Below are 25,966 nucleotides of genomic sequence, written 5' to 3'. Positions count from 1 at the left end.
CCGCCCCCCGCGCATGATTTACAATACGGTTAACGAAAGCGGATTGGAGTTGAAGATGAATGTGATTTTTCTTGCCTGCGCGAAGGAAGACGGCGATCGCTCGCCTGCATTCTTTGCCGTGCAAGAAAGTTACGTTCTTCTTCGCTCGATCGGCGGGCCCTGATCCATCCTTGGATCGGCGGATTTTTCCTGTACCCATCGGAGCTGCGAGAAGTAACTTTCTTGCGGCTCTTTTATTTTTCCCAAGGGAGGAATCCGCCATATGTCATTGATCCAAGTAAAAAAACCTGACGTTCGCTTACGACGGCAGCTACGATAACATCTTCGAAGACGTGAGCTTCCAGATCGATACCGATTGGAAATTAGGCTTCACCGGCCGCAACGGCCGGGGCAAGACGACCTTCTTGAACCTGCTGCTCGGCAAATACGAATACCGCGGGCAAATCTCGGCCTCCGTCGGCTTCGAATACTTCCCTTTTCCCGTCGCGAATCCCGAGGATCTGACCCTCTTCGTCATGGAGAGCATCGTGCCGGAAGCCGCGGAGTGGCAGATCAAGCGGGAGCTGTCGCTGCTCAAGATGTCCGAGGACGCGCTGTACCGCCCCTTCGAATCGCTCTCCAACGGGGAGCAGACGAAGGCGCTGCTGGCCGCCTTGTTTCTCAAGGAGAACAGCTTCCTGCTCATCGACGAGCCGACCAACCATCTCGACGTGCACGCCCGCAAGCTGGTCAGCGATTATCTGCGGTCCAAGCGCGGCTTCATCCTCGTGTCCCACGACCGGGCGTTCCTCGATAACTGTATCGACCACGTGCTGTCCATCAACAGGGCCGATATCGACATTCAGAAGGGCAACTTCTCGGATTGGCAGGAGAACAAGCGGCGGGAGGACGACTTCGAGCTCGCGGAGAACGATAAGCTGAAGAAGGACATCAAGCGCCTGTCCGAAGCCGCCAAGCGCACGAGCGACTGGTCCGACGCCGTCGAGAAATCGAAAAACGGCACGCGCGTCGGCGGCCTGCGCCCGGACAAAGGCTACATTGGCCACAAAGCAGCAAAGATGATGAAGCGCTCCAAAGCCGCCGAGCACCGGCAGCAGGCCGCGATCGACGAGCGGGCGGGGCTGCTGAAAAACATCGAGAGCGCGGAGAGCCTGAAGATTCCCCATCTGACGTATCATCAGGAAAAGCTCGTCGAACTGGCCGGCATATCGATTTTTTACGGGGAAAAGACCGTCTGCGAAAATGTCGGATTTGCCGTCGAACGAGGGGAGCGCATCGCGCTGTCGGGACCGAACGGCTCAGGCAAATCCAGCATCCTCAAGCTGATCTGCGGGGAGGATCTGAGCTATACCGGCACGCTGCGGAAGGGGAGCCAGCTGAAGATCTCCTACGTGTCGCAGGACACCTCGCATCTGCAGGGAGACCTGTCGGGCTACGCTGCGGCGCACGGCATCGACGAGAGCCTGTTCAAGGCCATTTTGCGCAAGCTCGACTTCGCCCGGGTGCAGTTCGAAAAGGACATCTCGTCCTACAGCGGCGGCCAGAAAAAGAAGGTGCTGATCGCCAGAAGCCTGTGCGAGCAGGCGCATCTGTACGTCTGGGACGAACCGCTCAACTTCATCGATGTCCTGTCCCGCATGCAGATCGAGGACCTGCTGCTCGCGCACGCGCCCACGATTCTGTTCGTAGAGCACGACAGCGAATTCTGCAGGCGGATCGCGACGAAGGTCGTCGAGCTGTGAGGCTGGACTTTGTGCAGAAATGCGGATTTTGTCGAAGGAATCCGGGCTCCGTCCATCGAATTAAAGGGGATTAGGATGACTCAACGATTTTGAGCAATGGAGGGTCCCCCTTGATCGTACGCACCAAGCTCGCGATCCCGCGACTACGAAGCGCTCCCGTTCCAAGGCCCCGGCTGATGCAGAAGCTGAACGAGGGACTGCGCGCCAAGCTGACGCTGGTATCCGGCCAGTCCGGCTACGGAAAGACGACGGCGCTGAACCAATGGGCGAACGAGATGAATCTCCCCGTGGCCTGGATATCGCTGGACAGGCAGGACAACGACTGGGTCGCGTTCTGGAGCGGCGTAACGGCGGCTGTCGATACCGTCGCGCCGGGCTTCGGCGAATCGGTCCTGCCGTTGGTAAAAGAAGGCCCTTCGTCCGCCGCGGCGTCGCCTTCTCTGTACGCGCCCGCCTGGTCGTCGGAGCCTGCGATCAAGGCGCTGCTCAACGCGCTGCACGACCATGCGGGCGAGCTTGCGATCGTGCTGGACGATTATCAATTCATCGAGCTCCCCCGCGATTCATCGCTCCTGGATCTACTTCGTCGAGCGCTTGCCGGATAACGTGCATCTGTATGTCGCGAGCCGCGTCGATCCGGCGATGCCGACCGCGAGACTGCTCGCGAGACAAGAGCTGCACCGCTTGACCGCGGACGATCTGCGGTTCGATGCGGACGAGGGACGCGCCTTCTTCGCGCTTAAGGCGGGGCTTTCGCTTACGGACGAGCAGACGGCCGCGCTCGTGAGCCAGACGGAAGGGTGGATCAGCGGTTTGCAGCTCGCGGCGATCTCGCTCGGGCGCAGCGCCGATCCCGCCGCGTTCATCAGCCAGTTCAGCGGCAGGCAGCATCATATCGCGGATTACTTGCTGGAGGAAGTGTTCCGGGATCTAGAGGCGCCGCTGCAGGCGTTCCTGCTTGAGACGTCCGTCCTGACGCGGATGAATCCGCCGCTGTGCGAGGCCGTGACGGGCCGTGCCGACTGTCGCGCGCTGCTCGCGAGACTGGAGCAGCTGAACCTGTTCCTGATCCCGCTGGACGATGAACGGCAGTGGTACAGATATCACCACCTGCTGTCGGACTTCCTGCGCGGCTTGTTCGCTGGCAGCGATCCCGAAGGATGGGCAGGCGCGCATGCGAGAGCCGCAAGGTGGCTAGAGGAGCAAGGCTTTGTGGAGGACGCCGGCGAGCATTATCTCGAAGGGCGGCAATATGCGGATGCCGTGCGGCTGATCGAGCGGCATCTGCCCGAGTTGATCCAGAGCAGGGGGACGACGCTGAGCCGCTGGGTGCTGCGGCTGCCCGAAGGCTCTCTCGCGGGTAGACCTATGGCGGAGATGTTCTATCTGCTGCTGCTGACCGGCAGCGGGCAGAAGGAGACCGCCGCGCGCAAGATCGGCGAGGCGCTGGCGCGGTACGAGGCGCTGCAGGGCGCAATGGACGAATCCGCATGGCGGTCGGTGATGGGCAACCTTTATTTTTTGAGCGGAGTCTCCTGTTATCTGCTGAAGGATCTGGCGGGCGTATCCAGGTACTTCGAGCTCGCTGAACGTCTCTTTCCCGAAGCCAGGATGCTGCGGTCGGTGTCGTTCAACAACAATCACGTGCTCGACGAATTCGACGATCACCTGGGCTATCTCAACGATTACCACGCCGCGAGCGAGTTCATGGACAAGTGGCTGGACGTCTGGGGGAAAATCTGGCCCACCCGTTCGTCCTGTCGCTGAACGCTTCGCACAGCAGGCTGCTGTACGAATGGAACCGGCTCGAGGAAGCGGAAGCCTGCGTGCGGCGATTGCTGGGGCGCGGCGATACGCCCCCTGTCGCCCGAACGCTCCTGCACCTCTACGGGAGCGCTTCGCGAATCATGCAGGCCCGGGGATATCCGGCGCAGGCGGCCGACCTGCTGCTTCAACTGCGGGCGCGCGTCGATTCGCCGGACTACGATCTGTACATCCGCAGGATCGAGGCGGAGGAAGCCTGCCTGCGCGTGCGGCAAGGCGACCTCCGTCGGGCTGCGGCGTGGCTGGGGCGCTGCGGGATGTCGCATGCGGACGAAGTGTCCGTCGGCAGCGTGACGGAGCAGCTGGCGCTGGCCCGGGTGCTCGCTGCCTGCGGGCGCGGCGAAGAGGCGCTGGATCTGGCGGAGCGACTGTACGCGCTGCTGTGCAGGGAAGACCGCCTGCGGGACCGGATCCAGGCGCTGCTCGTGCAGTGCGCGGCGCTGCGCGGACTCGGGCGGACGGACGAAGCGGTGGCGAGACTGGATACGGCTTTGCGCCTTGCGGAGCCGCAGGGCTTCGTCCGCAGCTTCGTCGACGAAGGCGAAGTCATGGCGGAGCTGCTGGCCGCGTATGCCGGGTCGGAGGCGCGCGGGGCCGTTGGCGCCTTCGCGTATGCGCGAAGGCTGCTGCAGGCGCTGTCGGCCGACGGAGCGGGCAGGACGGTGGCGCGCGGGAACGCGGAGACAGGTGACGGCGAGGTTAGCGAGACAGCGGATCGCGGTGCAGCGGAGGGCGACGTGACGGCGGAAAGCAAGGCGCCTGCCGTCGGACGGCTGCAGGTCAATTGTTTCGGCAGATTCAAGGTGTGCGGCCCCGACGGCCGGGAAGTCCGGTGGCGTACCTCCAAAGCAGAGGAGCTTCTGGCCTACCTGGTGCATCACCGGGGAGAGGCGGCGGACCGGTATCGCATCATGGACGCGCTGTGGGACGACGACTCCGCCAAGACGTCCGCCAATCTGCACACGACGGTTCACCTGCTCCGCAAGACGCTCGCAAGCATCGGCATCGAAGGCGTCATTCAGCACAACCGCGGATTTTATCGCGTCGACGTCGACGTCCTGGACTGCGATTATCTGTCGTTCGAGGCTTGGGCATCCGCCGGCACGCCCCCGACCGACGACAATATCGACCGTTGCGAAGCGATCTCCAAACTCTATGCGGGCCCTTATCTGTCGGACAACGGCTATCCCTGGTCCGATCCGGTCGGGAAAAGCCTCGAAAACGAATTTTTGGCCCTGCTGCTCCAGATCTATGATTATTATATGGGCGATGGAAATTATCCGGCTGCCATTGCCGTCATGAAAAGGGCGCTCAAGCATGCCGCCTGGCGGGAAGACGTACACGTACGGCTCATCCAAGCGTATCTCGCGTGCAAGGACCGGATCGCCGCGCTCAAGCAATACGACGCGCTCAAGCGAATGCTGCGCACCGAATATCGGCTGGAGCCGGGGGGATGAGGCCAAGCGGCTGTTGAACCTGCGTTAGGGAGACGACAAATTACGCCAAGAATCCAATAAATCCACGGTTTCTAAATGTTGGAAATTGCAATGATTTTATATGAGATCCCTTGTTAGATCAGGCATTTCCGGCCCCGGACATGCATCTGCGTATCATCTTTTGTTTAGTCCATTTTGCTACTATAGACTCAGCTTAAACAGAATGCAGAGGAGGCGTATCGGATCACAATGAAAAAAAGAACGGTTAGCTTGTTTCTTGCTTTGTCCTTGTCCCTCCCGACCGCGGCTGCGTTCGCGAAAACGTCAGCAGACTTTACCGACCTGAAGGATCTGGATGCAGCGACGAAAGCCAAGTTCGACGCCATGATCTCGGCCGGCATCTTCGACGGCGTATCCGACAGCAGCTTCGGCCTGAAGGATGAGATGAATCGCGCCCAATTCGCCAAAGTCGCCGCGCTGATTACCGGTCTGCAAGTCGACTCGACGCTGACGACTTCCAGCTTCAAGGACGTCAAGGCCGATGATGCGGCGAACGGTTATGCGCTGCCGTATATCGAAGCGCTCAAGAAGGCCGGCATTACGGACGGCTACGGCTCCGGTGTATACGACCCTGCTGGTAAAGTCACCAAGGAGCAGCTGGCGACGTTTTTGGTGAAGGTGCTGGGTCAAAAAGAAGAGGCGCAAAAAACGCCGGGCGTTAACGATAATACCGTGTCGGATTGGGCCAAAGGATACGTCGCTCTTGCCTTGGAGCTGAAGCTCCTGTCCAACGGCGCGGACGGAAATTTCGGCGGTAAATCGAACGCAACGCGCGACCTGCTCCTCACCGGGGCTTATGAGGCTAAGGCGCAGTACGTACCACCGGTATCGACGCCGACCCCAACCCCGACGCCGACACCAACTCCGACGCCGACTCCGACGCCAACGCCGGTCTATCAGCCGCCCGTGTCGACGCCAACGCCTACACCGACTCCCACGCCGACTCCGTCTAAGGAGCCGACGACGACGACGGCACCTGCGATTGCGGACGTCGATGCGGAAGCTGGCACCGTCGCTTACACGACTCGCATCGTTTATACGCCTGGTGAAGGCAACGCGCTGCGGATCAAAACGCAGCTCGAAGCATTCTCGGTTCCGAACGTAGGCGATGATGTGAGCGAAACAAGCGAAGCGTATCAATCGGGCAGCAACATATCCCTTATCGAAGCAAATTATCATATCGGACTTTATGAAGTGAATGCGGACACCGGCGCCGTGGTTCGGTTCAGCGATATCGAACTGAACGACACGAAGATTGCAGCGGAGCCTTTATTCCTTACTGTAGCGAATATCGGCGATTTCGAGAGCGACGCTCAAACGAGAACGATTCGATTTACCGGTCTCCTTTTGCCGGACGGCGCCACCAAATGGATGATTTTGTCCGGCCCCAACCCTTTCGATACGCCGGCAGCGGGATCCATATTCGACGGACAAGTGTATACAAAAGACGAAACTACGAACACCTGGGCAGATATCGAATATTTCGCTAACGCTTATACCCACATTGCGTTAGCCGCTACAGACGACGATGGGCATGTCATTAGATATAAGCCCCTCACCTACAAGGATCCCCCCAGAGGATTCAAGCGGTTCTGGCGGTCCAACAAACCCGGGTTTCCCTGGCGATCCGACAGATCCGAATTTGCCGTATACACCGCCCATCCAACCTTACCCTTGAACACCTAGAGGTTCACCAGAAAAACCGTCAGGAATTCGCCCTGACGGTTTTCTCTTCTTCCCCTGCCCTGTCAGATTTTCAAACAGCTATGCGCAATAGAAGTGGTAGAACGTTCCTTAGTGACGAATGACGGATGGGTTTATGCACGTAGACTGCCCACGCTGCCGGCCCTTTTCCGAGCCATCAGCAGCGCGGACCGCATCGTCTCCGACAGCGTGACCTCGAGCAGTTCGCCCTGCTCCCGATACGGCTGCAGCAGCTCGCCGAAGACGAGCCGCAATCGCTCCTTCATGCCCCCTTCCCGATGCTTGCGGACGATCGCCTCCGTCATGCTCAGCTGCGAATGGCTCCAATGCAGCAGCACATGCTCCTTTTTCGGGAAATAATTAAAGAACGTCCCCTTTGCCATGCGCAAGCCGAGGCGATCTCTTCGACCGTCACGTTCTCGTAGCCCTTTTCCTTGAACAATATGCTGGCGCAATAGGAGTTCCCAAGCAAATTCAACAGCTTCTTAATATTAAAATTGCGTATCCGTCAGCGGCCTCGAGGTGGCGACGGCAATCGTTCTAAATGTACCGAGGTGCACGGCACGATCGCCCGGCCGACTCGGCCTGCATGCGCAGTAGAAGTGGTACAGAATTCCTTCATGGCGAATAACGGACGGTTTATGCGCATAAAGACTGTCCAGACTGCCCTCCGGACCATGCCGGATGATCGGTTCGGCATGCTTCTTCCAATGAAGTAGATCCTGCGATAAAGCAATCCCCTCCTGCGCGTGCCGGCCGTCAAAGCCAAAATAAAACATCGCCCACTGATCCTCATGCTGCAATACGCAGGGATCGCTGACAAATCGACTTTCCCATGAATCAGGCGAAACGCGCAGCAGCGGGTTGTCGACGGCTCTCGTCCAATGGACTAAATCGGAAGATGTCGCCAATCCGGTCTGTTCAATCCAGTCTTCATGCGCCTCGGTCCGGTTCTTGGCATTATAAAACATGTAAAACAACCCATCATGTTCAACCAGGCATTCTTTATACAAACCGCCTTGCTCCCACGGCGCCCCCTCTTCCGGTATCAAGATCGGCTCCGGCAAGCGGTGCCAGGTTAACAGAGCGGGGTCCTCCGTCCAAGCAAGTCCGATCCGCGCGGGTCCATTCTCATACCCCTCCCCCGGGGTACGCGTGGTAGGCGAGCCAGTTCTTGCCGTTCCACTTTTTTAAGCACGGGCTGTCCGTTCATATCGTTCTCCCGCAACATCCAGGCGCCCGCTGCATTCAATGAATCCCAACCGCTTCCCTGGCCGCGGCGCAGGATGATGCCGGCCGGACGCCAATCCAGCAAATTATCGCTTTTCGCAAGCCCCGTTTGATATCCGATACCATCGAAGCCCACATACATCATGTAAAACCGGTCTTGATGCCGGAACACAAAGGGGCAGTCGACCGCTTGCTCATCGAATGCCCCCCCTCGCCCCCGAGCCGGTAAGAACCGGTTTGTCCAGCTTGTATGGCGTTAAAAAACCGGTCACATCCATTTCCTATGCCCCTCCGCTTCGTTTGACCATTTCATAACGAGCGTAGCATGATAAACGCTTTAGTTACATGGTCGAATCAGATATAATTTTGATTAAATCCGACTTCCAGAGGTTTTCGAAAATGGAAAATGACGCTTGGCTATGTTTTAAAAGCCATTCCCTTCCCGGTTACATTTCTTCGGGTAAAGTCGTGTACGGAGCGGACGATAAGCATCCGGAGCGAATCTTTTCAACCTTTGTGGCGATGTTTATCGAGGAGGGGATTCTCTACTTCACGGAAGGCGATGCGGCTTACACGCTCAAACCCGGCGAATGGTTCATTCAGACACCCGGCATTCGGCATTATGGGCATCAAGCCGGAGGCGTCAAAACGGTATTCCACTTCGTGCATTTTTTGCCGCAGGGGCAATGGCAGATCGAGACCCATGCCTCGCGTCGGGAGCAGGCTGCGCTTCCCGTAAGACAGCTTGATCGTGGCGACGGCGTCCGTCTTCCTCAATTTGAGATTCAACTGCCTATGCGCGGGATCTTTCCGATTTCCGATTGGCAGGCGTTGTTCATGAGGCTTCAAACAGAACACGCACAAGGGGGGAGGGGCGATTGGCCAACAAGCCTCTTTTCTTGAACTTCTTGAAAAAATGGTATGGCAGGGATATGAAAGCGCGTCAACCACGCTTCCGATCCAAAAAGTAATTTCTTATATTCGTCAGCATTATGCCGAACGGCTTAGCGTTTCAGCGTTAGCCCGCCGATTCCACTTCTCTCCGGATTACTTGACCAGGCTGATGAAACAGACAACAGGCTTGGCGCCGTCTATGCTTATCGTTCAATATCGCATGAATAAAGCGAAGCATTTGCTGGTCCATACCAATGATTCCATTCAACAAATCAGCCTTGAGACCGGCTATTCCGATATCGCCGTGTTCAGCAGAACGTTCAAGAAGCATACCGGTCAGTCGCCAAGGATGTTCAGACACGAACAATGGGGTCTCGACGTCCAGGGACGTGCTTAGGCGATAGCCAGTGCCCGCTTATTGCCCGTTCCGCCGCACGAACGTCAGAACCCCGTCCACCCGCCGATCGACACGATGCGCCTCCGACGAGACGCCCCTGAACAAGTCCCCCATCGACCGTAGACGCTGCGGCACCGTCGCGACCGTGACAGCTGCTTTGCCATCGGTAAGACTCCTTTTCGGTGCAAGCTGGTCATAATTTACGCCCCGCGGTCCAGAATATGTAAGGAGGCGAGGCCAGGAAGCGGGCGTCGCGCTCATCGTTACTTACCTTGATCAAAGCGCCGCCAAACTGCGCAGCTTAAAAAAAGCCGCAAACGGCGCGGCTTTTCAGGTAGGTCTGCATACGGCTGCAAGAGGGGGACTAGACCGAATCGGCGCGAGGAAGGCTTTGATCCGCTGCGCCTGTCGCTTCATGTTTAGAGGTTGAAGAAAACGATCTTTTAAAATGGGCGACGTTGGACGGGCGGCGTTGATGAATGACATCGCGCCAATGGAAATCCCCTCGCTCCAAGGCGTGCACCAGCAACTCGGCGGTGGCCATATTCGTCGCTACGGGAATGCCGTATACGTCGCATAGTCGAAGCAAAGCGGTGATATCCGGTTCATGAGGCTGCGCGACGAGCGGATCCCTGAAGAAGACCAGCAGATCCAATTCGTTCTGCGACACCATGGCGCCGATCTGTTGGTCGCCGCCCAGCGGTCCCGATTTGAAGGTCATGATGTCCAGATCCGTATTTTCCATAATGAGCCGTCCCGTCGTGCCCGTAGCGAACAGCGTATGCGGTTTGAACAAGGCCTGGTAAGCGATCGTGAACGCAATCATCTCTTCCTTCTTGTGATCATGCGCGACAAAAGCAACATTCACCTCAATCACCTCTGCATTCAATTTAATGTAATATATTATTACATAATACTATCATTAAAATGTATTATCGACAACATAATTCGCCTTATATCATTTTTTTGCGTAAGATATCATTACAAATAAGCGAACATCAGGAGAATAATCATGGAGCCGATCTACCCGTTCGAACCCGTCATCAGCGAGACGATCCCGACCGAATCCCATTGGCGATACGAGATCAAGTGGGACGGCACGCGTATCGTTACCTACCACGATCAAGGCGCTACCACGCTGTTCAATCGCAAGCTAAACGAGCGGACCCGCCACTACCCGGAGCTGCTGGACGTCTCCTCGTACTGCTCGGCTTCCTCCGTCATTCTGGACGGCGAAGTGATCGCGCTGGCGCAGGACGGCAAGCCTTCTTTTCACGAAGTCATGCGCCGCGATCTCATCCAGAAGCTGGACCGCGTAGAGGAGATGCAGCGGGTCGTGCCCGTCACGTATATGGTCTTCGATATTCTGTATTGCAATGGCGAATGGGTGAACCGCCGGCCGCTAGCCGACAGGCTCGAGCTGCTGCACGGCATCGTCACGCCGAACGAGCGGGTTCAATTGGTGCCTGGCCACGAGGGCGAGCAGCTGTTCGAGGTGATCCGGCAGCAAGACATGGAAGGGATCGTATGCAAGGATCTGCGCAGCGCCTATGCGATCGGCGGGAAGGACGCGCGCTGGCGGAAGGTGAAAAACTACGGGGATATCATGGCGGTCATCGGCGGATTCACGCTAAACGACGGGATCGTGAACGCCGTGCTGCTCGGCCAGTACGACCAAGCGGGCAAGCTGTGGTACATCGGTCATACCGGTACGGGCAAGCTGACGAAGGCCGAATGGCGGGATTTGACGCAGACGCTGGCGCCGATGGCCGCCCCCGGCTCCCCGTTCGCCAACCGGCCCGACCGCTACAAGGACGCGCATTGGGTGACGCCGAAGCTGACGGCCAAGGTGCAGTATAGCGAATGGAGGTGGCGGGAAGGCCGCGCGCTGCGCCAGCCCTCCATTCAGGCGTTCGTGAATGCGGCGCCGGAACAATGCAAGCTGCCTTGGGTTGAATGATAGACGTACGACTGGCGCCAGGCTCCCGAATCGCCGGTCACGCGTATTCCTTTTTTCGCTTCAGGTAATGGAAATAGCTGTAGAGGGACATGACGATGGCGATTCCGAAGATCCAAGCCGGCAGGAAGCGAAGCATTGCGAACGGGGTTTCGAATAGAAAGGCGCGCCAGAACGCCGCCCCTTCCTTCTCCCACAGGCCTTCGGTTAAATAGCTTGCTTTGATATCGAACAGGGCGGCAAAAATATTGCCGTTGAAGATCGCGCAGGTGTAGACGAAAAAGAGGCATGCCGTCGTCAGCGCGTAATGCGTCAAGCGCTTATAGAACGCGACCTGCGAGCCGGCATCGGAAAAAATCTCGTCGCGGCCGTCCGCCGGCTTTTGCCAATATTGTACGCTCCCCCAGCGGTTGCCTTTCAGATGGGTCCATCCGAAATCCGCGTAGGTTCCCTTGTATTCTTCGTATTTCTCGGCGCTCATCTGACGCTGATAGTCGAGGCGGATGACCATCTTGCGGTCGGACGGCTCGAAGGCATACCCGCCGAGCGAACCGATCCTGCGGCAAGCGTATCCTTCGGCCAGTCGATCGTTCAGCCATTTTTCCTCTTTCAGCAGGTCGGCGAACCATTTCCGTTTTCTCACCTTAACCCCTCATTTCATAAAGTGAAAGCAGATGCTCGATCCTTCCCCGCTCGATAGCCAGGATGCGTTCCCCGTCATCCGTGATCCGGTATACTTTCCGGCGCCCCATCTCACCCGGCACCGGCGCGATCCAGCCGTGCTTGCTCAAGTTCTCCACGGCGCCGTACAGCGTGCCGGCCGCCAGGATGACCGTCCCTTCGCTCATCTGTTCGACCGCCTGCATGATCGCGTATCCGTGAAGCGGCTCTTTGAGCGCAAGCAAAATATAATGCATCGTTTCCGACAGCGGCAGCAGCGGATGCTTCACGCGGCCCCCCCTCTCTATATACAGTCTAACTATACAGTTGAACTTAATACGATTATATACAGTTGAACTATACATTTCAACTGTATAATCGAACTTCTAAATTGATGGACGAAAAACGCCAGCCGTCCCCTAACATCAGGGGCAGACTGGCGCCTCTTATTTCTTCCTCAAACTTCAGTTGCCGCATCGCCGATGTAGTGCCGGCTCTTGCCGAGCGCCTTGACGCCCTCGCCCTTTTTCCCGTCCAGCCATTCGGCCCGGTAGATCCGCCGCTCGATCATGCGCGGCACCTCGCCTTCATCCATGTTGTCGTATATGATCGCACGACAATCATTATAACTCGCGGGCCATCCTCAGAGGCGCCCGACGGCCACGAATACGGCGAGCGCCAGAAACACGACGTTAATGCCGATCTCCCGATACTCTTGGCGGAAAAGATGAAAAAGCGCGCCGGAAAGAACGACGGCTGCCAAGGCGAATGCGGCGATCGGCGTCAAGGCCGGCGCGATCCCCGTCGCCTCGGGCAGGATCAAGCCCAGCGCGCCGACCAGCTCCAGAACACCGACCGAGACGACGAAGCCTTTCGGCACATCCTTGACCCAGCCCCATGCGGCCGCTCCCTTTTCATACTGGACCGCCTTCATCCATCCGGAGTATAGAACCCCCCAGCGCGAGCAATCCCTGCACGATCCATAATGCGATGTTCATCGTCCGACTCCCTCTCCCCTGTGTCGTCAACCCTCGTCTATAGCCTATAATAGAAGGTAGAACGATGCGCCGGAAGAAAGCACTTAAACGATACAAGGTATAGAAAAGAAAACCTTAGACCACGACTGGAGGCCTCGGCATGACGGCTTATTGCAAGTTCGAGACGACGCTCGAGATTCTCATCGGAAAATGGAAGCCCGTGATCCTGCTGCGCCTGCTCGCGAGCGGCACGATGCGGTTCAGCGAGCTGCAGAAGTCGATACCCGACATCACCAAAAAAGATGCTCTCTCAGCAGCTGAAGGAGCTCGAATACCACGATATCGTCCATCGGGAGGTCTATCCGCTCGTACCGCCCAAGGTGGAATATTCCATCTCGGATTACGGCCGTCGCCTAACCCCGATTCTGCAGGCGATGAACGACTGGGGCGTCGGGCATATCGCCCATTCGACCGAACTTTACGGGGAAGAACGCTCGGCGGAATGATCCTGCGCTCAGTCCCGATCGTCGCCGCTCGCGCCGCTTTCCTTAAACAGATCCTTCCGCCAAAATTCGATAACGGTATGACCCGACAGCGTCTCCGTCCTCCGATCATGCTTCCCCTTAATGACAAGGTTTCATGATCCCCTATTTTGTGGTAAATTATGCCTTGTATAAAAACTACTTTACCGAGAAGGACGGGATATTGATGAACAACGGCGCTTGGGCAAAAATGAAAAAGCTCGCTACCGACGCTCGCATGAAGGTCGTGTACGGCGGCCTTGCGATGGCCTACCTTTTTCCGATCATCTACGGTAGCGACTGGCCCGAAGTAGGCTGGTGCTAAGCGTCTAGCCCGCCCAACGAAGACAAGCCGAATCTCTCTCGCGGAGATTCGGCTTTTTTTGACGTTTTTACGGACGTTCCGGCGGGCGCGACCGCTCCACCAACTTCCTCGCTTCGTGGCGGTCGAGCACCTGCAGCTTGCTTAGAATCGTGGACACATGATTCGCGACCGTCTTGGCGCTGATGAACAGCCGCTCCGCGATCTGGGCGTTCGTGTCGCCGCTCGCGATTCGCGCCAGAATCTCCGCCTCGCGGCGCGTCAGGCCGGAGAAGGTGTCGCTGGCCGCGAGCTGCCGCCAGTCCGTGCCGCTGCGGCCGCCCGCTCCGTCGCCCCCGCCATTTCCGCTACCGCCGCCTGCGGCCGATGGGCCATCGCCGGCGCTCCCCGCATGCGCCGCGAAGTACTGCATCATCCGCTCCGCGATCCCGGTGCCGAAGACCGCGCGGCCGCTGCCCACCATGCGGATGGACTGCAGCAGCTCCTCCTCGTCCGCATCCTTGAGCACGTAGCCCTTGGCGCCCGCCCGCATCGCCGTGAACACCGACTGGTCGTCGCTGTGCATCGACAGGATGAGCACCTCGGTCCGCGGATAGCGCTCCCGGATGAGCCGCGTCGCCTCGATCCCGTTCAAGCCGGGCATTCGGATGTCCATCAGCACGAGCTCCGGGAGCAGCTCGCCCGCGATCCGCACCGCCTCTTCGCCGTCCGCGGCCTCTCCGACGACCTCGAGGTCGTCGGTCGTGGCGAGCAATCCCCGCACGCCGCTGCGGAACATCGGATGATCCTCGGCTATGATGATTCTCACCGGCACACGCTCCTCTCGCGAATGGCTACTGCAGCGGCAGCGCCGCCCATACCCGCGTGCCGCCGCCTTCCCTGCGCCCGATGGCGAACTCCCCGCCGATCTCGGCGGCTCGCTCCCGCATCGAGACAAGCCCGATGCCGCCGCCCGCCTGGCCCGACCAGCCCGGCAGCCTGGAGGCGCCGACGCCGACGCCGTCGTCGGTCACTTCGACGATCAGCCGTCCATCCGCCTCGATATCCAGCTTCACCTGACAGACGGCGGCCTCCGCATGCTTCCACGCGTTCACGACGGATTCGGTCGCGATCCGGTAAGCGGCGACCTCGACGGCCGCGCGCAGCGGGGGCAGCTCGTGCGGCGCATCGACCCGGAAGTCGATCCGGGCGCTCCCGCCCTCCGCCGCCATGCGGTCGGCCGACGTCTTCGCCAGCTCGTCGACGCGCATCCGGATCGCGCCGATCAGGCCGAACTCGTCGAGCGCCGGCGGACGCAGATCGTTCACGAGCGCCCGAATATCGCCCACGGACGTTCGGATGTCCCGGCCCAGATCCTCGAGGATGGCGGCAGCGGAGGCGGGCTCCCGCTCGACGACCTTGCGGGCCGTCGCCGTCTTCAGGGCGAGCGCGGCAAGCCGCGGCGCCAGCTCGTCGTGCAGGTTGTTGCGAATCCGGCGGCGTTCCTCCTCCCGGGCCAGCACGAGCTTCTCCCGCGACTCCCGCAGATCCTCGGTCAGCCGCCGCATGCCCTGCAGCATGTCCGCGTTGTTCACGAGCGGACCGGCATGGCGGAGCAGCAGCTCGAGGAACCGCTCGTCGTCCGCGGTGAACGCCTCCCCGGGCGAGCGCCCGAGCGCGTACAGCGTGCCCAGCGCCGGCCCCCGGTAGACGATCGGGAACGCATGGACGTCGTACCCTTCCCGGCGTTCGCCGGCCTCGGCGATGAACGTCTCCTCGCCCTCGATCTCGATCGCGATGCCCACGTAAGGCAGCCGCAGCGCGCCCTGCACCTGGACGGCGAGCGCCTTCAGCATCGCGTCCGGCGCGAGCGGCTCGAGCAGTCGGCTGCCGAGCTCGAGGAGGACGGCGTAAGGATCGTCGTGCCGGCCTTTCATGAGCCGGTTCACACGCCGCTGCAGCCATTCCTTGAGCGGCGCGAACGCGGCGGCGACCAGGCCCGTGGCGATCAGCGAGACGACGAACGGATTCCACGCCCGGAACAGCCGGTCCAGATAGAGCACGGCCCCCGCGTAAAGGAGCACGACGCAGAGCGTCAGCGCGCCGTAGACGAGCGTGCGGTTGACGAGCGGGTTGATCGCCCAGAGCCGCCGCCGAAGGACGGCAATCGTCAGCGTGACGGGGAGCGTAGACAGGCTCAGGTGGAGACCGGCGTTCAGGTAGATGAAGTTGCTTGCCTTGCCGTCGTAGAAGCGCGGATCGAACAGAATGCTGATGACGACGAATCCGACGAACGCGATGGCCACGCCGTAGACGACCCACTTGGTCTGCTGCCGCTCCGCGGGGGAGGAGTAGGTGCGGAACCGGCGAATCTGCGCGTAAATGAGCAGCGTCGTAAACGATACAAACCATGCGAGCGAGAAGAGCTCCGACCCCGGCAGCCCGCCCCAGATCTGACCGCCTTTCACGAAGCCAGCTGCGTTGATCGCCACGATGACCAGCATGGCGTACCTGGACCAGGCGGGGACGAAGCGGCCGTTCGGGAACAGCAGGCAGAACAGCGAGATCGATATCCAGCCGATCGCCGACAAGCCCTGGAACCAATAGTAGGCGAACGAACCGTGTACCGATGCGACGTTGACGAGCGACGGGAACGTCGTCCCGAAGGCCAGCATCGCGACCGCGGCCAGCAGCCCGACCGGCTCCCGCGGGCTTTTCCACAGCAGGATGAGCGCAGACGCGAAAAAGACGAGCGTGAAGAGGACGTCGATCGCGACGAGAACCAGCGAGATCTCCGCGACGGAAAGTCCTGCGATGTCCAGCGTCAGCGCGGGGACGGACAGTCCGCAGCCTTTGGCCAGACACTGCTCTTGCAGCTTGTCGTAGTAAGCCGGTATGCAGTTGAAATACAGCACCGTCGTTGCGGCGAAAAACAGGCCGAATAGCCATGCCGGCCAACGCATCCATCGAACGTTTTCCATGGTTTCATTATAAGGGGCCGCGATGCCGTTGAATACGAAATATGCGCAAACTCCCGCTTCATGGCCGCCAATTCCCGGATTCGGGAATGCCGATTCCCGCCTTTTTTGAGTCATCGCTACTCTGTCGATCCCGCCCCCCGCGCTTACTACAATAGAGCTCGAGGAATAATACAAAAGACTTGCAAAGGATGGATGATCAATTATGACGGAAGCAAAAATACTACGGTGGCTCGGCATGATCTGCCTGGTGGCGGGCATCGCCCGGATGGGCATGACGCCGACTTCGCTGGCGTGGGGGACCGACAGTCCGCAAGAGCTGACGTTCGGCTACATCGCTTGCATACTCATGTCGGCCGGCTCGATCGCGTTGTATCTGGCGCAGTCTCGGGAGACGGGGGTACTCGGTTTCATCAGCGCGCTTGGCATCGTCATCGGAAATGTATTGACTACGGCGCTCGTGTTCACCGCGTTTATCAATGATATGGAAAAGAATCCGCCCGAGGGCCTGGTCGTGGCCATCACCGGCATGGGCAACATGATCGGCATGATGGGCGGCACGCTGCTGCTGACGATTCTGACGTTCCGCGCCAAGGTATTCCCGATCTGGGTGCCGATCCTGTTCGTGATCATGATGGCCAGCATGTTCCTGCCGATCGCGGACAACAAGTACTTCGCCTTCTTCTGGGGACTCGCCTACGTCGGCGCCGGCTGGTGCATCTGGACCGGACGGCTGAAGCCGCGCGAGCAAAGCCTGTATACGTCGGAGGCGGCCGGGACGCAAATGCGTGCGTAAGCTTCGACAGTCGGCACGATCGGGATTGCGCCAAAAGCAAAAGGCGGCCTCGCGAGAGGTCGCCTTTTCCTGTCCGGTTTGTTTTTCGCCGCTTAAATGGCCCCTGCGTCTCTTGCCGTATAGAAAGACGGGTAGATCGGGCGGAAGTTCAACTCCTCCCGAATTCGCGTCGTATCGACGATCATATCCCATGGATCAAAAGGCTGCTCCTGCGCTTCGGGCGCGCCTTCGCCGCCATGAAGCCGCCTAAGCTCCGCGGCGGTAATCGGCGCATCGTCGCCGACATTGTAGATCCGGCCGTCGATCCCCGGCGTCGAAGCGGCGAGCAGCAGGGCTTGGCCCACATCGGCATGATGAGCTATATGCATGCGTTTGGCCGGATGCCAGCTGCGCAAGAACGGCAGAAATTCCCTGATGTGGGGATCGCCGTCGCCATAGACGAATGGCAGCCGAACGATGCGCACGCCCAAGCCGCGCTCGCGATGGAGCCGCAGCAGCTCCGCCTCGGCCTCCGCTTTGCTTTTCGGATAAGCATGAACGGGGCTGAGCTCGTCATCCTCGCGGCTAGCCCGCGTACGAACGACCGAACCATACACGTTGTTGGTGCTGGAGAAAACAAACCTCGGCACGCCCGCCTCCACTACGGCGTTAGCCAACGCGATCGTGCCGTCGAAGTTAGCCGTTCTGGTGGTTTCTTCGTCCACGCCGCGAAACTGCGCCGCCAAGTGAATGACCGCATCCTTGTCCCGCAGCGCGTCGACGTACCCGTCCGGCTGCAGCAGATCGCCTTCTACGATATCAGCCCCTTGCAAGCGGAGCGCTTCCGCTTTGTCAGCATCCCTCACCAGTAAGGTGACGCGATGGCCGCGCTGCAGCATACGCATGGCGAACCGACTCCCGACTTTACCTGTAGCACCCGTCATAAAAACATCCATGCTCCAAACCTCCTCCGTTTTTTACAAGCTCTACGGGCAGTATAATAGAGGAGACAATCGGCTTCCTTCCTGCGTTTATCGTACGATTGGGAGTGTCAGGATAAGGAGGGTCCGCGCATGGAACAGACATCTTCGAGAAGGTCGTTAGGCGAATTTTTGCGCATACGCAGGGAACGGCTGACGCCGGAAGAGGTCGGGTTGATCTCCTATGGCCGGCGGCGAACGGCGGGTCTTCGGAGAGAAGAGGTCGCCCAGCTTGCCCATATCGGCACCTCCTGGTACACGTCGCTGGAGCAGGGTCGAAGCGTCAATCCGTCCGAGGACGTTCTGAACCATATCGCCAAGGCGCTGCGATTAACCGAGGATGAGCGCCGCCATCTTCACCTGCTCGCCAGATCGGATCAGCAGGAGCCGGAGGAAGAAGACCGGGATATCGCCGTTGGTTTGAAACGAATGATCCAGGCGATGGACCCGCACCCGGCGTTCGTACTCGGCAGATGTTGGGATTTGCTGCTGTGGAACAAGGCGGCTGAGCTCGTTTTTCATATACCGTCCTTCTCCGAAGACACGATGCCAAACTTCAATTGGATGCGGCATCTGCTGACGAATGATACGCTGGGACCCGATGTGATGGACGGAGCGTCCAGAACGCGCGTCTTGATCGCGCAATTTCGCGCGGATTACGCACGCTTTCCGAACGATGCGAGGTTTAAGGCGTTGATCGAGGAATTTATGCAAATCAGCCCGCTGTTCCGCGAGCTCTGGCCGATGCACGATGTCGAGACGGCGACCGATCACCGCAAGCAGAAGTACGATCCCCGAATCGGAGAGATGGCGTTCGAGCATTTAACCCTGCAGCCGCCGACCCATCCGGATCTGAAGGTCGTCCTCTTTACGGCGTCGGCGGATACGGCTGCGCGGTTGCAGCGTTTATTGAATGCCTCAAAATGCTGAACCTGGAGAACACCGTTTTCATTTTAAAAGTATCAGTCTCTCAACTTATGTATATACATGAGTATATACAACTATAAGGGATTGAGGTACAATGATGAATAATAAACAAAAAGAAAGCAAGGTGGTTCATGTGCGAGTAGCAACGGAGCCATTGGCACGAGGCGTAATCAAGACTTGGGGAAATAGTCTTGCCATGCGAATCCCTGCAGACATTGCGAAAATGTATAAAATTGCTGACGGTGTGGAGATCGACTTTCTTCCCTCTGAAACGGGTAATGGGTTCTTCGTTCAGCCCCACGTATATCCACAAGCCGATGATCAAGAGGGCCTCCGAGCATTCTATCTTTCTCTGGTCGCTCAGGTCACGCCCGATATGAAAGGCCATGAAGAAGAAGACGCGCTGTGGGAACCCATGGGGGATGAAATGATCGAATGACCATTACAGGAACGGTAGAGCGCGGCAGCATTGTGTATTTAAATTTGAACCCGACCAAAGGGCACGAACAAGGAAACGCTCAGCCGGCGATCGTGGTATCGCCTGGCATTATTCAATCCAACCCGGGCTCGACGAACGCGTGGATTGTACCAATTACGAATAAAGATCATAATAATGTCATGCGTGTGCCAGTCCCGCCTGGAATACCGGCCGATGGCACGCTTGTTGGACAGGCGTGGACGGAACTCGGAGGGTTTGCCATTCCAAATCACATGCGTTCCATTGATTTGAATGCACGAGATGCGGTTGTCATTGGACAAGTTCCACTCGATTCGGACTTTTTCTTGCGCACGATTACGATAGCTCGCGCCATACTTGCATAAAGCCCCTTTATCCAGGGGCTTTATTTTTTGAACGATTAGGACTCGCTGCCTTGCTTGCCGGCGTGCCACGTCAGCGCCAGCTGCTCCATTTCGCTGACGAACGCCTTCTTGGCCGGGCTGTAATCGCTCGTGCGCTCGTAGCACTCAGCCAGCTCTTCCTTAAACCGGCTGTACCTCGCCGCTTCTGCCGGATGGCACCGCAAGTAATCTCTGAAGACGAGGTGCCGTTCAATCTGCGGGTTATCCGTCTGATAAAAATGAATGTGGTGCGTCCGCGCCTCGCCGCCTTTGCGCAGCAGCCGCCTGCCGGGAATGCCCCATTCTCCGGCGACGTCGTAACCGAGCAGGCGCATCTGATCGTTATGAAGATCGATCCGGCCGATATCCCGCACGATGCCCATCATATCGATGACGGGCTTGGCCTTCATGCCCGGCACCGACGTGCTGCCAAAATGCTCGAAGCGCACGATCTCATCCCCGAATATCGTGCTTAAAAATGCAGCTTCGTCCTCATAAAGCCGCGTCCATTCATTGCTGTAATCGCTCAGCCTAACCTTCATCCAACACGCTCCTTACAGGCTTGGGCCTAGAAGTGCCCCCGCGGTTTTTTACCGGCCCAGCGTTCGTCGACTTTTTCCAGGGAGGATTGATAACGGGTGTCCACGCTCAGCCGGTACTGGTTCGTCGTATTCTCCAGCGAGCAGTGCATAAGGAACATCCCGAAGATCATCACGTCCCCCCGCCCGGTATTCGGTCGTCGCCCACTTGCCGCCGTACTTGCCCGTGATGACGAGCGGATCGTCCGTATAGTTGTTCACTTTGTCCCAGTCCGAATCCTTCGTGCCGTAGGTGCGCTTGAGCTCCTCGAACCGGTGCGAGCCCAGGCACATCGCCAGACCGCCCATCGCGTAGTTGATGTCGCCGATCGGGGACCAGACGGTGTACAGGTTGTGCGTGCCGCGTCCCATGTACACAATATCATAGTGCGCGCCCGTGTAGTCGCCCTTGCCGACCGCGCGCAGCCATTTGTAATTATAGGTCAACGACTTCTCGCCGAACAACTGATCGAAAAAACCCATGATGCGCGGGCCGTTCAGCACGTCCAGCAGCTCCGGCAGATCCTCGTTCGTGCCGCCGAAGAACAGCGTCCGGCTGCCGTCCGCCATGAACCCGTCCTCGAGCAGGGTGTCCCTGTCGAGCTTGCCCATCTTTTCCATCTTGCGCAGCACCGCGCGCCTGGCGTTCAGCACCTCTTCCCGATCATGGAAGTCGCGCAGCAGCAAATAACCGTCCTCCGCGATCCGGGCGCGCAGGGCGTCGAAGTCATACCTGATATCGTTCGAATCCCTCAGTTCCGTCAGATGCTCTCCGCCGAGCTCCAGCTCCCGGCTCCCTACCTTGACAAGCATGCGTGTCTCACTCCTATCGTCGGTTGTAGCTTCAGTATAGGGAGAGACCGCGCAGCCTTCCATTGAAGGCTGTCGCGATTGCATGTATAATCGTACAAAATAATGAACCGGCGAGAGGCGGCGGGACGATGGTCACGACGGATATTCCGTACGAGTTGGACGAAAGCTTTGTCGCTCCGGCTTTCCGCTTCCAGTCCATCTGGAAGGTGGCCGCCAACGATGCCTACCAGGTGTCCAAGCTGCACGGCTTCATGAGCGCGGGCCTCTTCGTCACCTACGAAGGCAAGGGGAGCATCATGTACGGGGATACAAATGAAGTGATGGAGGCGGGCACCTACCTCCTCGTCTCGGGCGACGTACCGTGCTCGTACCGCTGCCTGGACGGCGATTGGAAGTTCTACTTCCTTCACTTCGATCCGCTGGACGTAGCCGACCAGCTCGGACTCGCCGCCTGGCGGCCGGTATCGACCGGGCGCATCTCCGACGCTATTCGATTGTGCGAGCGCTTGATCGACAGCCTCATTCTCCAGCCTGCCGGCTACGGCATGGCCGTGCACCTGACCGCGCAGGAGCTGTTGCACCTGTTCGCGCAGGAACGAGCGGCCTACGGCCGCGGCCGCCATCCGGAGCTCGACGACATTTTGTATCGCATGCATAAGCAGATTGGCGCGTCCGTGGCGGTCGACGATTACGTCCGGCTGAGCGGACTGTCGCGCACGGCTTTCTATGTGCGCTTCCGCGAGCGGACCGGTATGTCGCCCACGCAGTACGTGCAGGAGTTGAAGCTTGCTTCCGCCAAGGCGACGCTGGAGACTACGAATGCCACGGTTAAGGAGATTGCGGCATCATTGCGCTTCTATGACGAGTTTCACTTTTCGCGGCTATTCAAGAGAAGGTATGGGGTGGCGCCGAGTGCTTATCGGCGGGGAATATAGGATGCGGAAACCCGCCGTGGCTGAGGGGCTGCGGCGGGTTTTGTTGTAGTGCTACGAGTAATCAATGACGCGGATTATTAGATCGTCTCGAGATATAGGCTCAATGTTGAAGAAGCGCCGACTCCTCACGCAGGATTGTTTGAGCATTCAACGAATATGTAAAATATTGATGTATCCATGAAATTCGCAGATAAGACAGTATAAGGAATCACCGCGAGAACGAAAAATACTTAGGGCGTGATACATTTGCAGAAAATTCGCAGAAAAAAAGCAATTGAAGGCACTACAGTACCAGGCATCATATACAATGGGGGGCAATATTTTTTTATTAATCTCGATATTTTTGAAGATGGAATGGCAAACTGTTGGGAGCTTGTAGATTTAGAAGGGCTTAAAGATAAATTAGATCTAGGTTGGTTGACACCGGTAGTTCCTCTAGGAAAGACTCTGTCGATTCATGGTTTAGGTGCATTTAAAATTGAATCGACTAATTGGTTGCATGACAAGAAAACGTACTACAAACTTGTCGTAAATAAAATAAAGAGACTAAATCCAGCTTTTGAAAACATATCTAAAATTACAAAATCCCAGAAAAAATTAAATGAAAAAAAGTAAGGTGTCTCATTCACCTAAAGCTGTTGATTTCTACGTGGAGCAAGAAATGTTCTATCAAACTCTTGAAGGACAAGGCTTTTTTTATTTTTATGAGAGAGAAAGAAAAAAACTACTTAGTAAATTTGGTGGTATACAAAAATGGTCTTGTTGGGATTTACAGTTCAAGCTTTGAAAAAATGTATCAAATTGAAGAAGTTGCAGAGTTATTTAGTAACGGAATACTGTTCACTGAGAGTAATCTTCCTTTTGAAGTGACTATTTCAGATCTAGGAGAGGTGCGTTTCGCAGAAGTGCTTTATGCAGCAAACATTGAAGAAAAACAAAAAGAACTGCTTGATCTTTTCAATAAATTAAAGGGAGTTAAGACAACTTTAGAAGTCTGCAGGGAGGCCTACTATAATTTCCTTGCTAATCCAAGTGATAATAATAGATCTTACTTAAAAGAAAAATACGAACTTGTCCCCGAGCATGAACGAATCTATTTAGGGGATATGGATTCAAAGGACATGGATTACCAAAGAATTATTTATAGACCACACGAGAAGAGGGAAGTATAAGTATTTCGTAGAATGCGGAGACATCTTGTAGCCATGTATTTTACGTATCAGGCCGACTTCATCGACCCTTGGTCCACCAGATGAACCAATGATGGAGAGTACCAGATTGATAGAATAGCTGAGTTTGTGGCATTATCTGTGGACTTTAAAGTAATAGTGGAGTGCAAGCGTTATACGAGGCCAGTGGAACGTGAGAAGATTGTGGTTTTAGCTGACAAGGTAAGAAGTTTAGGTGCACACAAAGGGGTTTTGATCTCTACATCAGGTTTTCAAAGCGGCGCAACAGAATATGCAAAGCAACACGGGATTGCTCTGTTACAAATATTCGATAAGTATATAATGCATATTCAAAACTCTAGCAATCCTCAAACAGATCACATACTCATTGAAATTATTAAACGGTCTCCCAAATTTTATGCATACCAATGGGACACAATGCTGAGTGATTTTCCTGATAAGCAAATATATCCCTCGGAAACAATGAAATTAGAAATTAAAGAGAAGATATTGAAACAATATTACGAACATTACGACTAAGAAGGATTCTAAGGTAGAACTCCACATAACACCAAATCAAACATCGAGTCGACTTCATCGCCGCTTGGTCCAGCAGGAGTCTGATGCGGATACAATGAGGCATTTCAGTATACGAGGAAGCGGAATCAGCCGGACACACCTGCTGCATCTAACCGCATCGCGGCCGCTCCTTTGGGGCTCACGGTGGTGAGACTTCAATTAGGCCGGGTTGAAATGAAGAAGTCGTTAGGCGAAATTAATGCAGAAAGCTGGTCAAAATATGAAGCTGCGTACTTTAGTCTTTTTGATTTTAATTTTTATATTGTCAGCTTGTAGTGACAGAATAAAAGAAATTAGTTCACTTGAAAAAGAGATTTCCGGAGAAGTGGATCCCTTAATTTTAGATAACACAGAATACGAGAAACTATTGAAAAACGAGGGTGCCCCTGGGGGGCGTTCAAATGGGTTTAAACAATTAATCTACTCTGACATCAATGCGTTAAAAACGATTAAATTGTATTTTGGAAACTACAATAACATAAATAGATGGAAAGAGAACGTGACGGATAACTACCTTAAATTTGTATTTAAATTATGGATAGATAATTCGGAAAAAAACTCTATGGAAGAAAATATAAATATCTACTCGTCCGAAGCAATAAATAATCAGCTTGAAAAGTTAATAAGTTATAAAATCATGTGGGTAGAACATGTTAGTGATAATGAAAAGTTAGTACTAGTTGAACGTGGTTGGAAGAAAGATTACTCTACAGCCCTGACTTATAAATTAGTTAAAGCAAATGGTAGCTGGCTGATAGATGAAAGAATGGATTTTGATTGGGTAAGTCATTGGGGATATTCATGAAACGAAGAGAACCTATTACCGAAGAATCACTTCGCACGGAGTCGAGCAAGAAAATGATGAGACGATTAATGCGTAAAACAACTCTTGCCTGCGTGCGCATGGCAAGAGTTGTTTGCTTTTTGACGGGATGCAAAGTTACCAAGCAAATACGCCCTTCTCATCCAAAAACTCGCCATTATGCCGCTGCCCGTCCGTCGCATACCCTACAATAATCGCAGCGGCTGCTTCCTTCGATTTCCCGCCCGCGGCGTTGCCATTCAAGTCCGTTGTCGTGAATCCCGGCGTCACCGCAAACACCTGAGCGCCGCTATTTCTGACTTCATAAGCCATCGATAGCGTCATGGCGTTGTTGGCCGTCTTGGACGAGTTGTAGTCGAAGGCGTTCAACGTGAACGCTGCATTTTGCATATGGTCCAGGGATGCCATGTCGGTCGAGACATTGACGACGGTACCTTCGTTCGCTTTGATGATCGGGAACAGGCGTTGGTTCAGACGGAAGGTGCCGAAGAAGTTGACCTCGAAGGCGTTGCGCAGGTCTTCCTCTTTGGTATCGGTGAACGAGCGGGAGAACGCGCCCGGCATGCCTGCGTTATTGATCAGCAGCGACAGCTCGGAGTGGTTCTTGTTGATGGTATCGGCTGCTTGTTCGATGGAATTCAAATCGCTCATGTCGATCGCCGCCAATTCGACGTCCAGCCCCTTGGAAGCCAGCTCTGCGACGGCCGCTTCGCCCAGTTGGGCGTTGCGCGCGCCAAGGAGAACTTTCCAGCCTGCCTCGCCTAACTGCTTCACGATCTCGAATCCGATTCCTTTATTTGCGCCGGTGACGAATGCGGTCTTTTTCATGCGAATCCCTCTTTCCATAAGGTTGATTGCCTTTCCTG

General features: G+C 56.5%; 26 protein-coding genes and 4 pseudogenes. 18 read left to right on the top strand and 12 right to left on the bottom strand.

Annotated elements, in window-relative coordinates:
• Positions 1 to 262: 262 nt before the first annotated feature.
• The 5 genes and pseudogenes from OMP38_RS27150 (at position 263) to OMP38_RS27130 (ending at position 6,748) form a co-directional block, all read left to right on the top strand.
• Positions 263 to 1,742: pseudogene (locus OMP38_RS27150) on the top strand (Lsa family ABC-F type ribosomal protection protein).
• A gap of 110 nt (positions 1,743 to 1,852) precedes the next feature.
• On the top strand, positions 1,853 to 2,347 hold the full coding sequence (locus OMP38_RS27145) for an AAA family ATPase (protein ID WP_277567868.1): 495 nt from the start codon (positions 1,853 to 1,855) through the stop codon (positions 2,345 to 2,347).
• Complete coding sequence (locus tag OMP38_RS27140; RefSeq protein WP_277567867.1) at positions 2,337 to 3,509, top strand: winged helix-turn-helix domain-containing protein; 1,173 nt, start codon at positions 2,337 to 2,339, stop codon at positions 3,507 to 3,509. The genes OMP38_RS27145 and OMP38_RS27140 overlap by 11 nt, the downstream gene beginning before the upstream one ends.
• Entirely contained in the window at positions 3,458 to 5,023 is a 1,566-nt protein-coding gene (locus tag OMP38_RS27135) for a BTAD domain-containing putative transcriptional regulator (RefSeq protein WP_277567866.1), read from the top strand. Before OMP38_RS27140 ends, OMP38_RS27135 begins: the two co-directional genes overlap by 52 nt.
• 363 nt (positions 5,024 to 5,386) lie before the next feature.
• Positions 5,387 to 6,748: an S-layer homology domain-containing protein gene (locus OMP38_RS27130; RefSeq protein ID WP_277567865.1), complete on the top strand. Its 1,362-nt coding sequence runs from the start codon at positions 5,387 to 5,389 to the stop codon at positions 6,746 to 6,748.
• A 131-nt stretch (positions 6,749 to 6,879) separates the two neighbouring features.
• On the opposite strand, the gene OMP38_RS27125 is transcribed toward OMP38_RS27130, so the two are convergent.
• Positions 6,880 to 7,155, bottom strand: coding sequence for a hypothetical protein (locus tag OMP38_RS27125; RefSeq protein WP_277567864.1), 276 nt, complete (start codon positions 7,153 to 7,155; stop codon positions 6,880 to 6,882).
• A 102-nt stretch (positions 7,156 to 7,257) separates the two neighbouring features.
• Positions 7,258 to 7,851: a glycoside hydrolase family protein gene (locus tag OMP38_RS27120; RefSeq protein ID WP_277568386.1), complete on the bottom strand. Its 594-nt coding sequence runs from the start codon at positions 7,849 to 7,851 to the stop codon at positions 7,258 to 7,260.
• 544 nt (positions 7,852 to 8,395) lie between these two features.
• Between OMP38_RS27120 and OMP38_RS27115 the strand changes: the two genes are divergently transcribed.
• Both OMP38_RS27115 and OMP38_RS27110 read left to right on the top strand, forming a co-directional pair.
• Positions 8,396 to 8,899: an AraC family ligand binding domain-containing protein gene (locus OMP38_RS27115; protein ID WP_277567863.1), complete on the top strand. Its 504-nt coding sequence runs from the start codon at positions 8,396 to 8,398 to the stop codon at positions 8,897 to 8,899.
• A 13-nt stretch (positions 8,900 to 8,912) separates the two neighbouring features.
• Positions 8,913 to 9,287 (top strand): helix-turn-helix domain-containing protein, encoded by a 375-nt coding sequence (locus tag OMP38_RS27110; RefSeq protein WP_277567862.1) that lies wholly within the window; start codon positions 8,913 to 8,915, stop codon positions 9,285 to 9,287.
• 463 nt (positions 9,288 to 9,750) lie between these two features.
• On the opposite strand, the pseudogene mgsA reads toward OMP38_RS27110, so the two are convergent.
• Positions 9,751 to 10,155 (bottom strand): annotated as a pseudogene (mgsA, locus tag OMP38_RS27105) (methylglyoxal synthase); the annotation flags it as partial.
• A gap of 144 nt (positions 10,156 to 10,299) precedes the next feature.
• Between mgsA and OMP38_RS27100 the strand changes: the two are divergent.
• On the top strand, positions 10,300 to 11,247 hold the full coding sequence (locus OMP38_RS27100) for an ATP-dependent DNA ligase (protein WP_277567861.1): 948 nt from the start codon (positions 10,300 to 10,302) through the stop codon (positions 11,245 to 11,247).
• Positions 11,248 to 11,284: 37 nt separating this feature from the next.
• Here the strand turns inward: OMP38_RS27100 and OMP38_RS27095 are convergent, their stop codons facing one another.
• From OMP38_RS27095 to OMP38_RS27085, 3 genes are all read right to left on the bottom strand, one after another.
• On the bottom strand, positions 11,285 to 11,887 hold the full coding sequence (locus tag OMP38_RS27095; RefSeq protein ID WP_277567860.1) for a DUF2812 domain-containing protein: 603 nt from the start codon (positions 11,885 to 11,887) through the stop codon (positions 11,285 to 11,287).
• Between the two features lies 1 nt (position 11,888).
• On the bottom strand, positions 11,889 to 12,194 hold the full coding sequence (locus OMP38_RS27090) for a PadR family transcriptional regulator (RefSeq protein ID WP_277567859.1): 306 nt from the start codon (positions 12,192 to 12,194) through the stop codon (positions 11,889 to 11,891).
• Between the two features lie 353 nt (positions 12,195 to 12,547).
• A complete protein-coding gene (locus OMP38_RS27085) occupies positions 12,548 to 12,838 on the bottom strand; it encodes a DoxX family protein (protein ID WP_277567858.1) in 291 nt (96 codons plus the stop codon).
• Between the two features lie 203 nt (positions 12,839 to 13,041).
• Here OMP38_RS27085 and OMP38_RS27080 point away from each other — a divergent pair.
• Both OMP38_RS27080 and OMP38_RS27075 read left to right on the top strand, forming a co-directional pair.
• Positions 13,042 to 13,387, top strand: a pseudogene (locus OMP38_RS27080) (winged helix-turn-helix transcriptional regulator).
• A 133-nt stretch (positions 13,388 to 13,520) separates the two neighbouring features.
• On the top strand, positions 13,521 to 13,727 hold the full coding sequence (locus OMP38_RS27075) for a hypothetical protein (RefSeq protein WP_277567857.1): 207 nt from the start codon (positions 13,521 to 13,523) through the stop codon (positions 13,725 to 13,727).
• A gap of 67 nt (positions 13,728 to 13,794) precedes the next feature.
• Here the strand turns inward: OMP38_RS27075 and OMP38_RS27070 are convergent, their stop codons facing one another.
• Positions 13,795 to 14,532: a response regulator transcription factor gene (locus OMP38_RS27070; protein ID WP_277567856.1), complete on the bottom strand. Its 738-nt coding sequence runs from the start codon at positions 14,530 to 14,532 to the stop codon at positions 13,795 to 13,797.
• Positions 14,533 to 14,557: 25 nt separating this feature from the next.
• Positions 14,558 to 16,666 (bottom strand): GAF domain-containing sensor histidine kinase, encoded by a 2,109-nt coding sequence (locus OMP38_RS27065; protein ID WP_277567855.1) that lies wholly within the window; start codon positions 16,664 to 16,666, stop codon positions 14,558 to 14,560.
• Positions 16,667 to 16,886: 220 nt separating this feature from the next.
• Between OMP38_RS27065 and OMP38_RS27060 the strand changes: the two genes are divergently transcribed.
• Complete coding sequence (locus tag OMP38_RS27060; RefSeq protein ID WP_277567854.1) at positions 16,887 to 17,477, top strand: hypothetical protein; 591 nt, start codon at positions 16,887 to 16,889, stop codon at positions 17,475 to 17,477.
• 92 nt (positions 17,478 to 17,569) lie between these two features.
• Here the strand turns inward: OMP38_RS27060 and OMP38_RS27055 are convergent, their stop codons facing one another.
• Positions 17,570 to 18,400 carry an NAD-dependent epimerase/dehydratase family protein gene (locus tag OMP38_RS27055; protein ID WP_277568385.1) on the bottom strand — a complete coding sequence of 277 codons (831 nt, stop codon included), beginning with the start codon at positions 18,398 to 18,400 and terminating at the stop codon, positions 17,570 to 17,572.
• A 129-nt stretch (positions 18,401 to 18,529) separates the two neighbouring features.
• Here OMP38_RS27055 and OMP38_RS27050 point away from each other — a divergent pair, with 129 nt between their 5' ends.
• The 3 genes from OMP38_RS27050 to OMP38_RS27040 all read left to right on the top strand — a co-directional run bounded on the left by OMP38_RS27050 (position 18,530) and on the right by OMP38_RS27040 (position 20,185).
• On the top strand, positions 18,530 to 19,366 hold the full coding sequence (locus OMP38_RS27050; RefSeq protein WP_277567853.1) for a helix-turn-helix transcriptional regulator: 837 nt from the start codon (positions 18,530 to 18,532) through the stop codon (positions 19,364 to 19,366).
• Positions 19,367 to 19,457: 91 nt separating this feature from the next.
• Positions 19,458 to 19,802: an AbrB/MazE/SpoVT family DNA-binding domain-containing protein gene (locus OMP38_RS27045; RefSeq protein ID WP_277567852.1), complete on the top strand. Its 345-nt coding sequence runs from the start codon at positions 19,458 to 19,460 to the stop codon at positions 19,800 to 19,802.
• The gene (locus OMP38_RS27040; protein WP_277567851.1) at positions 19,799 to 20,185 is read left to right on the top strand and encodes a type II toxin-antitoxin system PemK/MazF family toxin; all 387 of its coding nucleotides are present in this window, start codon (positions 19,799 to 19,801) and stop codon (positions 20,183 to 20,185) included. Before OMP38_RS27045 ends, OMP38_RS27040 begins: the two co-directional genes overlap by 4 nt.
• Positions 20,186 to 20,220: 35 nt before the next feature.
• Here the strand turns inward: OMP38_RS27040 and OMP38_RS27035 are convergent, their stop codons facing one another.
• Complete coding sequence (locus OMP38_RS27035) at positions 20,221 to 20,745, bottom strand: GrpB family protein (protein WP_277567850.1); 525 nt, start codon at positions 20,743 to 20,745, stop codon at positions 20,221 to 20,223.
• Between the two features lie 48 nt (positions 20,746 to 20,793).
• Positions 20,794 to 21,594 (bottom strand): phytanoyl-CoA dioxygenase family protein, encoded by an 801-nt coding sequence (locus OMP38_RS27030; RefSeq protein WP_277567849.1) that lies wholly within the window; start codon positions 21,592 to 21,594, stop codon positions 20,794 to 20,796.
• 128 nt (positions 21,595 to 21,722) lie between these two features.
• Between OMP38_RS27030 and OMP38_RS27025 the strand changes: the two genes are divergently transcribed.
• The 4 genes and pseudogenes from OMP38_RS27025 (at position 21,723) to OMP38_RS27005 (ending at position 25,082) form a co-directional block, all read left to right on the top strand.
• The gene (locus OMP38_RS27025) at positions 21,723 to 22,529 is read left to right on the top strand and encodes a helix-turn-helix domain-containing protein (RefSeq protein ID WP_277567848.1); all 807 of its coding nucleotides are present in this window, start codon (positions 21,723 to 21,725) and stop codon (positions 22,527 to 22,529) included.
• A gap of 246 nt (positions 22,530 to 22,775) precedes the next feature.
• A pseudogene (locus OMP38_RS36250) lies at positions 22,776 to 23,701 on the top strand (DUF7638 domain-containing protein).
• Positions 23,702 to 23,806: 105 nt separating this feature from the next.
• Positions 23,807 to 24,238: a restriction endonuclease gene (locus tag OMP38_RS27010; RefSeq protein ID WP_277568384.1), complete on the top strand. Its 432-nt coding sequence runs from the start codon at positions 23,807 to 23,809 to the stop codon at positions 24,236 to 24,238.
• Positions 24,239 to 24,476: 238 nt separating this feature from the next.
• On the top strand, positions 24,477 to 25,082 hold the full coding sequence (locus OMP38_RS27005; protein ID WP_277567845.1) for a hypothetical protein: 606 nt from the start codon (positions 24,477 to 24,479) through the stop codon (positions 25,080 to 25,082).
• 135 nt (positions 25,083 to 25,217) lie between these two features.
• Here the strand turns inward: OMP38_RS27005 and OMP38_RS27000 are convergent, their stop codons facing one another.
• Complete coding sequence (locus OMP38_RS27000; protein WP_277567844.1) at positions 25,218 to 25,928, bottom strand: SDR family NAD(P)-dependent oxidoreductase; 711 nt, start codon at positions 25,926 to 25,928, stop codon at positions 25,218 to 25,220.
• Positions 25,929 to 25,966 lie beyond the last annotated feature (38 nt).

Source organism: Cohnella ginsengisoli (assembly GCF_029525555.1).
Lineage (GTDB): Bacteria > Bacillota > Bacilli > Paenibacillales > Paenibacillaceae > Cohnella > Cohnella ginsengisoli.
This window is presented reverse-complemented; position numbering and strand designations above follow the sequence as displayed.

Bases quoted from the DNA above. Each gene is read 5' to 3' on its own strand.
- OMP38_RS27130 (WP_277567865.1), top strand. From the start codon at position 5,387: ATGATCTCGGCCGGCATCTTCGACGGCGTATCCGACAGCAGCTTCGGC.
- OMP38_RS27115 (WP_277567863.1), top strand. From the start codon at position 8,396: ATGGAAAATGACGCTTGGCTATGTTTTAAAAGCCATTCCCTTCCCGGT.
- OMP38_RS27110 (WP_277567862.1), top strand. From the start codon at position 8,913: ATGGTATGGCAGGGATATGAAAGCGCGTCAACCACGCTTCCGATCCAA.
- OMP38_RS27100 (WP_277567861.1), top strand. From the start codon at position 10,300: ATGGAGCCGATCTACCCGTTCGAACCCGTCATCAGCGAGACGATCCCG.
- OMP38_RS27085 (WP_277567858.1), bottom strand. From the start codon at position 12,838: ATGAAGGCGGTCCAGTATGAAAAGGGAGCGGCCGCATGGGGCTGGGTC.
- OMP38_RS27075 (WP_277567857.1), top strand. From the start codon at position 13,521: ATGATCCCCTATTTTGTGGTAAATTATGCCTTGTATAAAAACTACTTT.
- OMP38_RS27065 (WP_277567855.1), bottom strand. From the start codon at position 16,666: ATGCGTTGGCCGGCATGGCTATTCGGCCTGTTTTTCGCCGCAACGACG.
- OMP38_RS27060 (WP_277567854.1), top strand. From the start codon at position 16,887: ATGACGGAAGCAAAAATACTACGGTGGCTCGGCATGATCTGCCTGGTG.
- OMP38_RS27055 (WP_277568385.1), bottom strand. From the start codon at position 18,400: ATGACGGGTGCTACAGGTAAAGTCGGGAGTCGGTTCGCCATGCGTATG.
- OMP38_RS27050 (WP_277567853.1), top strand. From the start codon at position 18,530: ATGGAACAGACATCTTCGAGAAGGTCGTTAGGCGAATTTTTGCGCATA.
- OMP38_RS27045 (WP_277567852.1), top strand. From the start codon at position 19,458: ATGATGAATAATAAACAAAAAGAAAGCAAGGTGGTTCATGTGCGAGTA.
- OMP38_RS27040 (WP_277567851.1), top strand. From the start codon at position 19,799: ATGACCATTACAGGAACGGTAGAGCGCGGCAGCATTGTGTATTTAAAT.
- OMP38_RS27035 (WP_277567850.1), bottom strand. From the start codon at position 20,745: ATGAAGGTTAGGCTGAGCGATTACAGCAATGAATGGACGCGGCTTTAT.
- OMP38_RS27030 (WP_277567849.1), bottom strand. From the start codon at position 21,594: ATGCTTGTCAAGGTAGGGAGCCGGGAGCTGGAGCTCGGCGGAGAGCAT.
- OMP38_RS27025 (WP_277567848.1), top strand. From the start codon at position 21,723: ATGGTCACGACGGATATTCCGTACGAGTTGGACGAAAGCTTTGTCGCT.
- OMP38_RS27005 (WP_277567845.1), top strand. From the start codon at position 24,477: ATGCAGAAAGCTGGTCAAAATATGAAGCTGCGTACTTTAGTCTTTTTG.
- OMP38_RS27000 (WP_277567844.1), bottom strand. From the start codon at position 25,928: ATGAAAAAGACCGCATTCGTCACCGGCGCAAATAAAGGAATCGGATTC.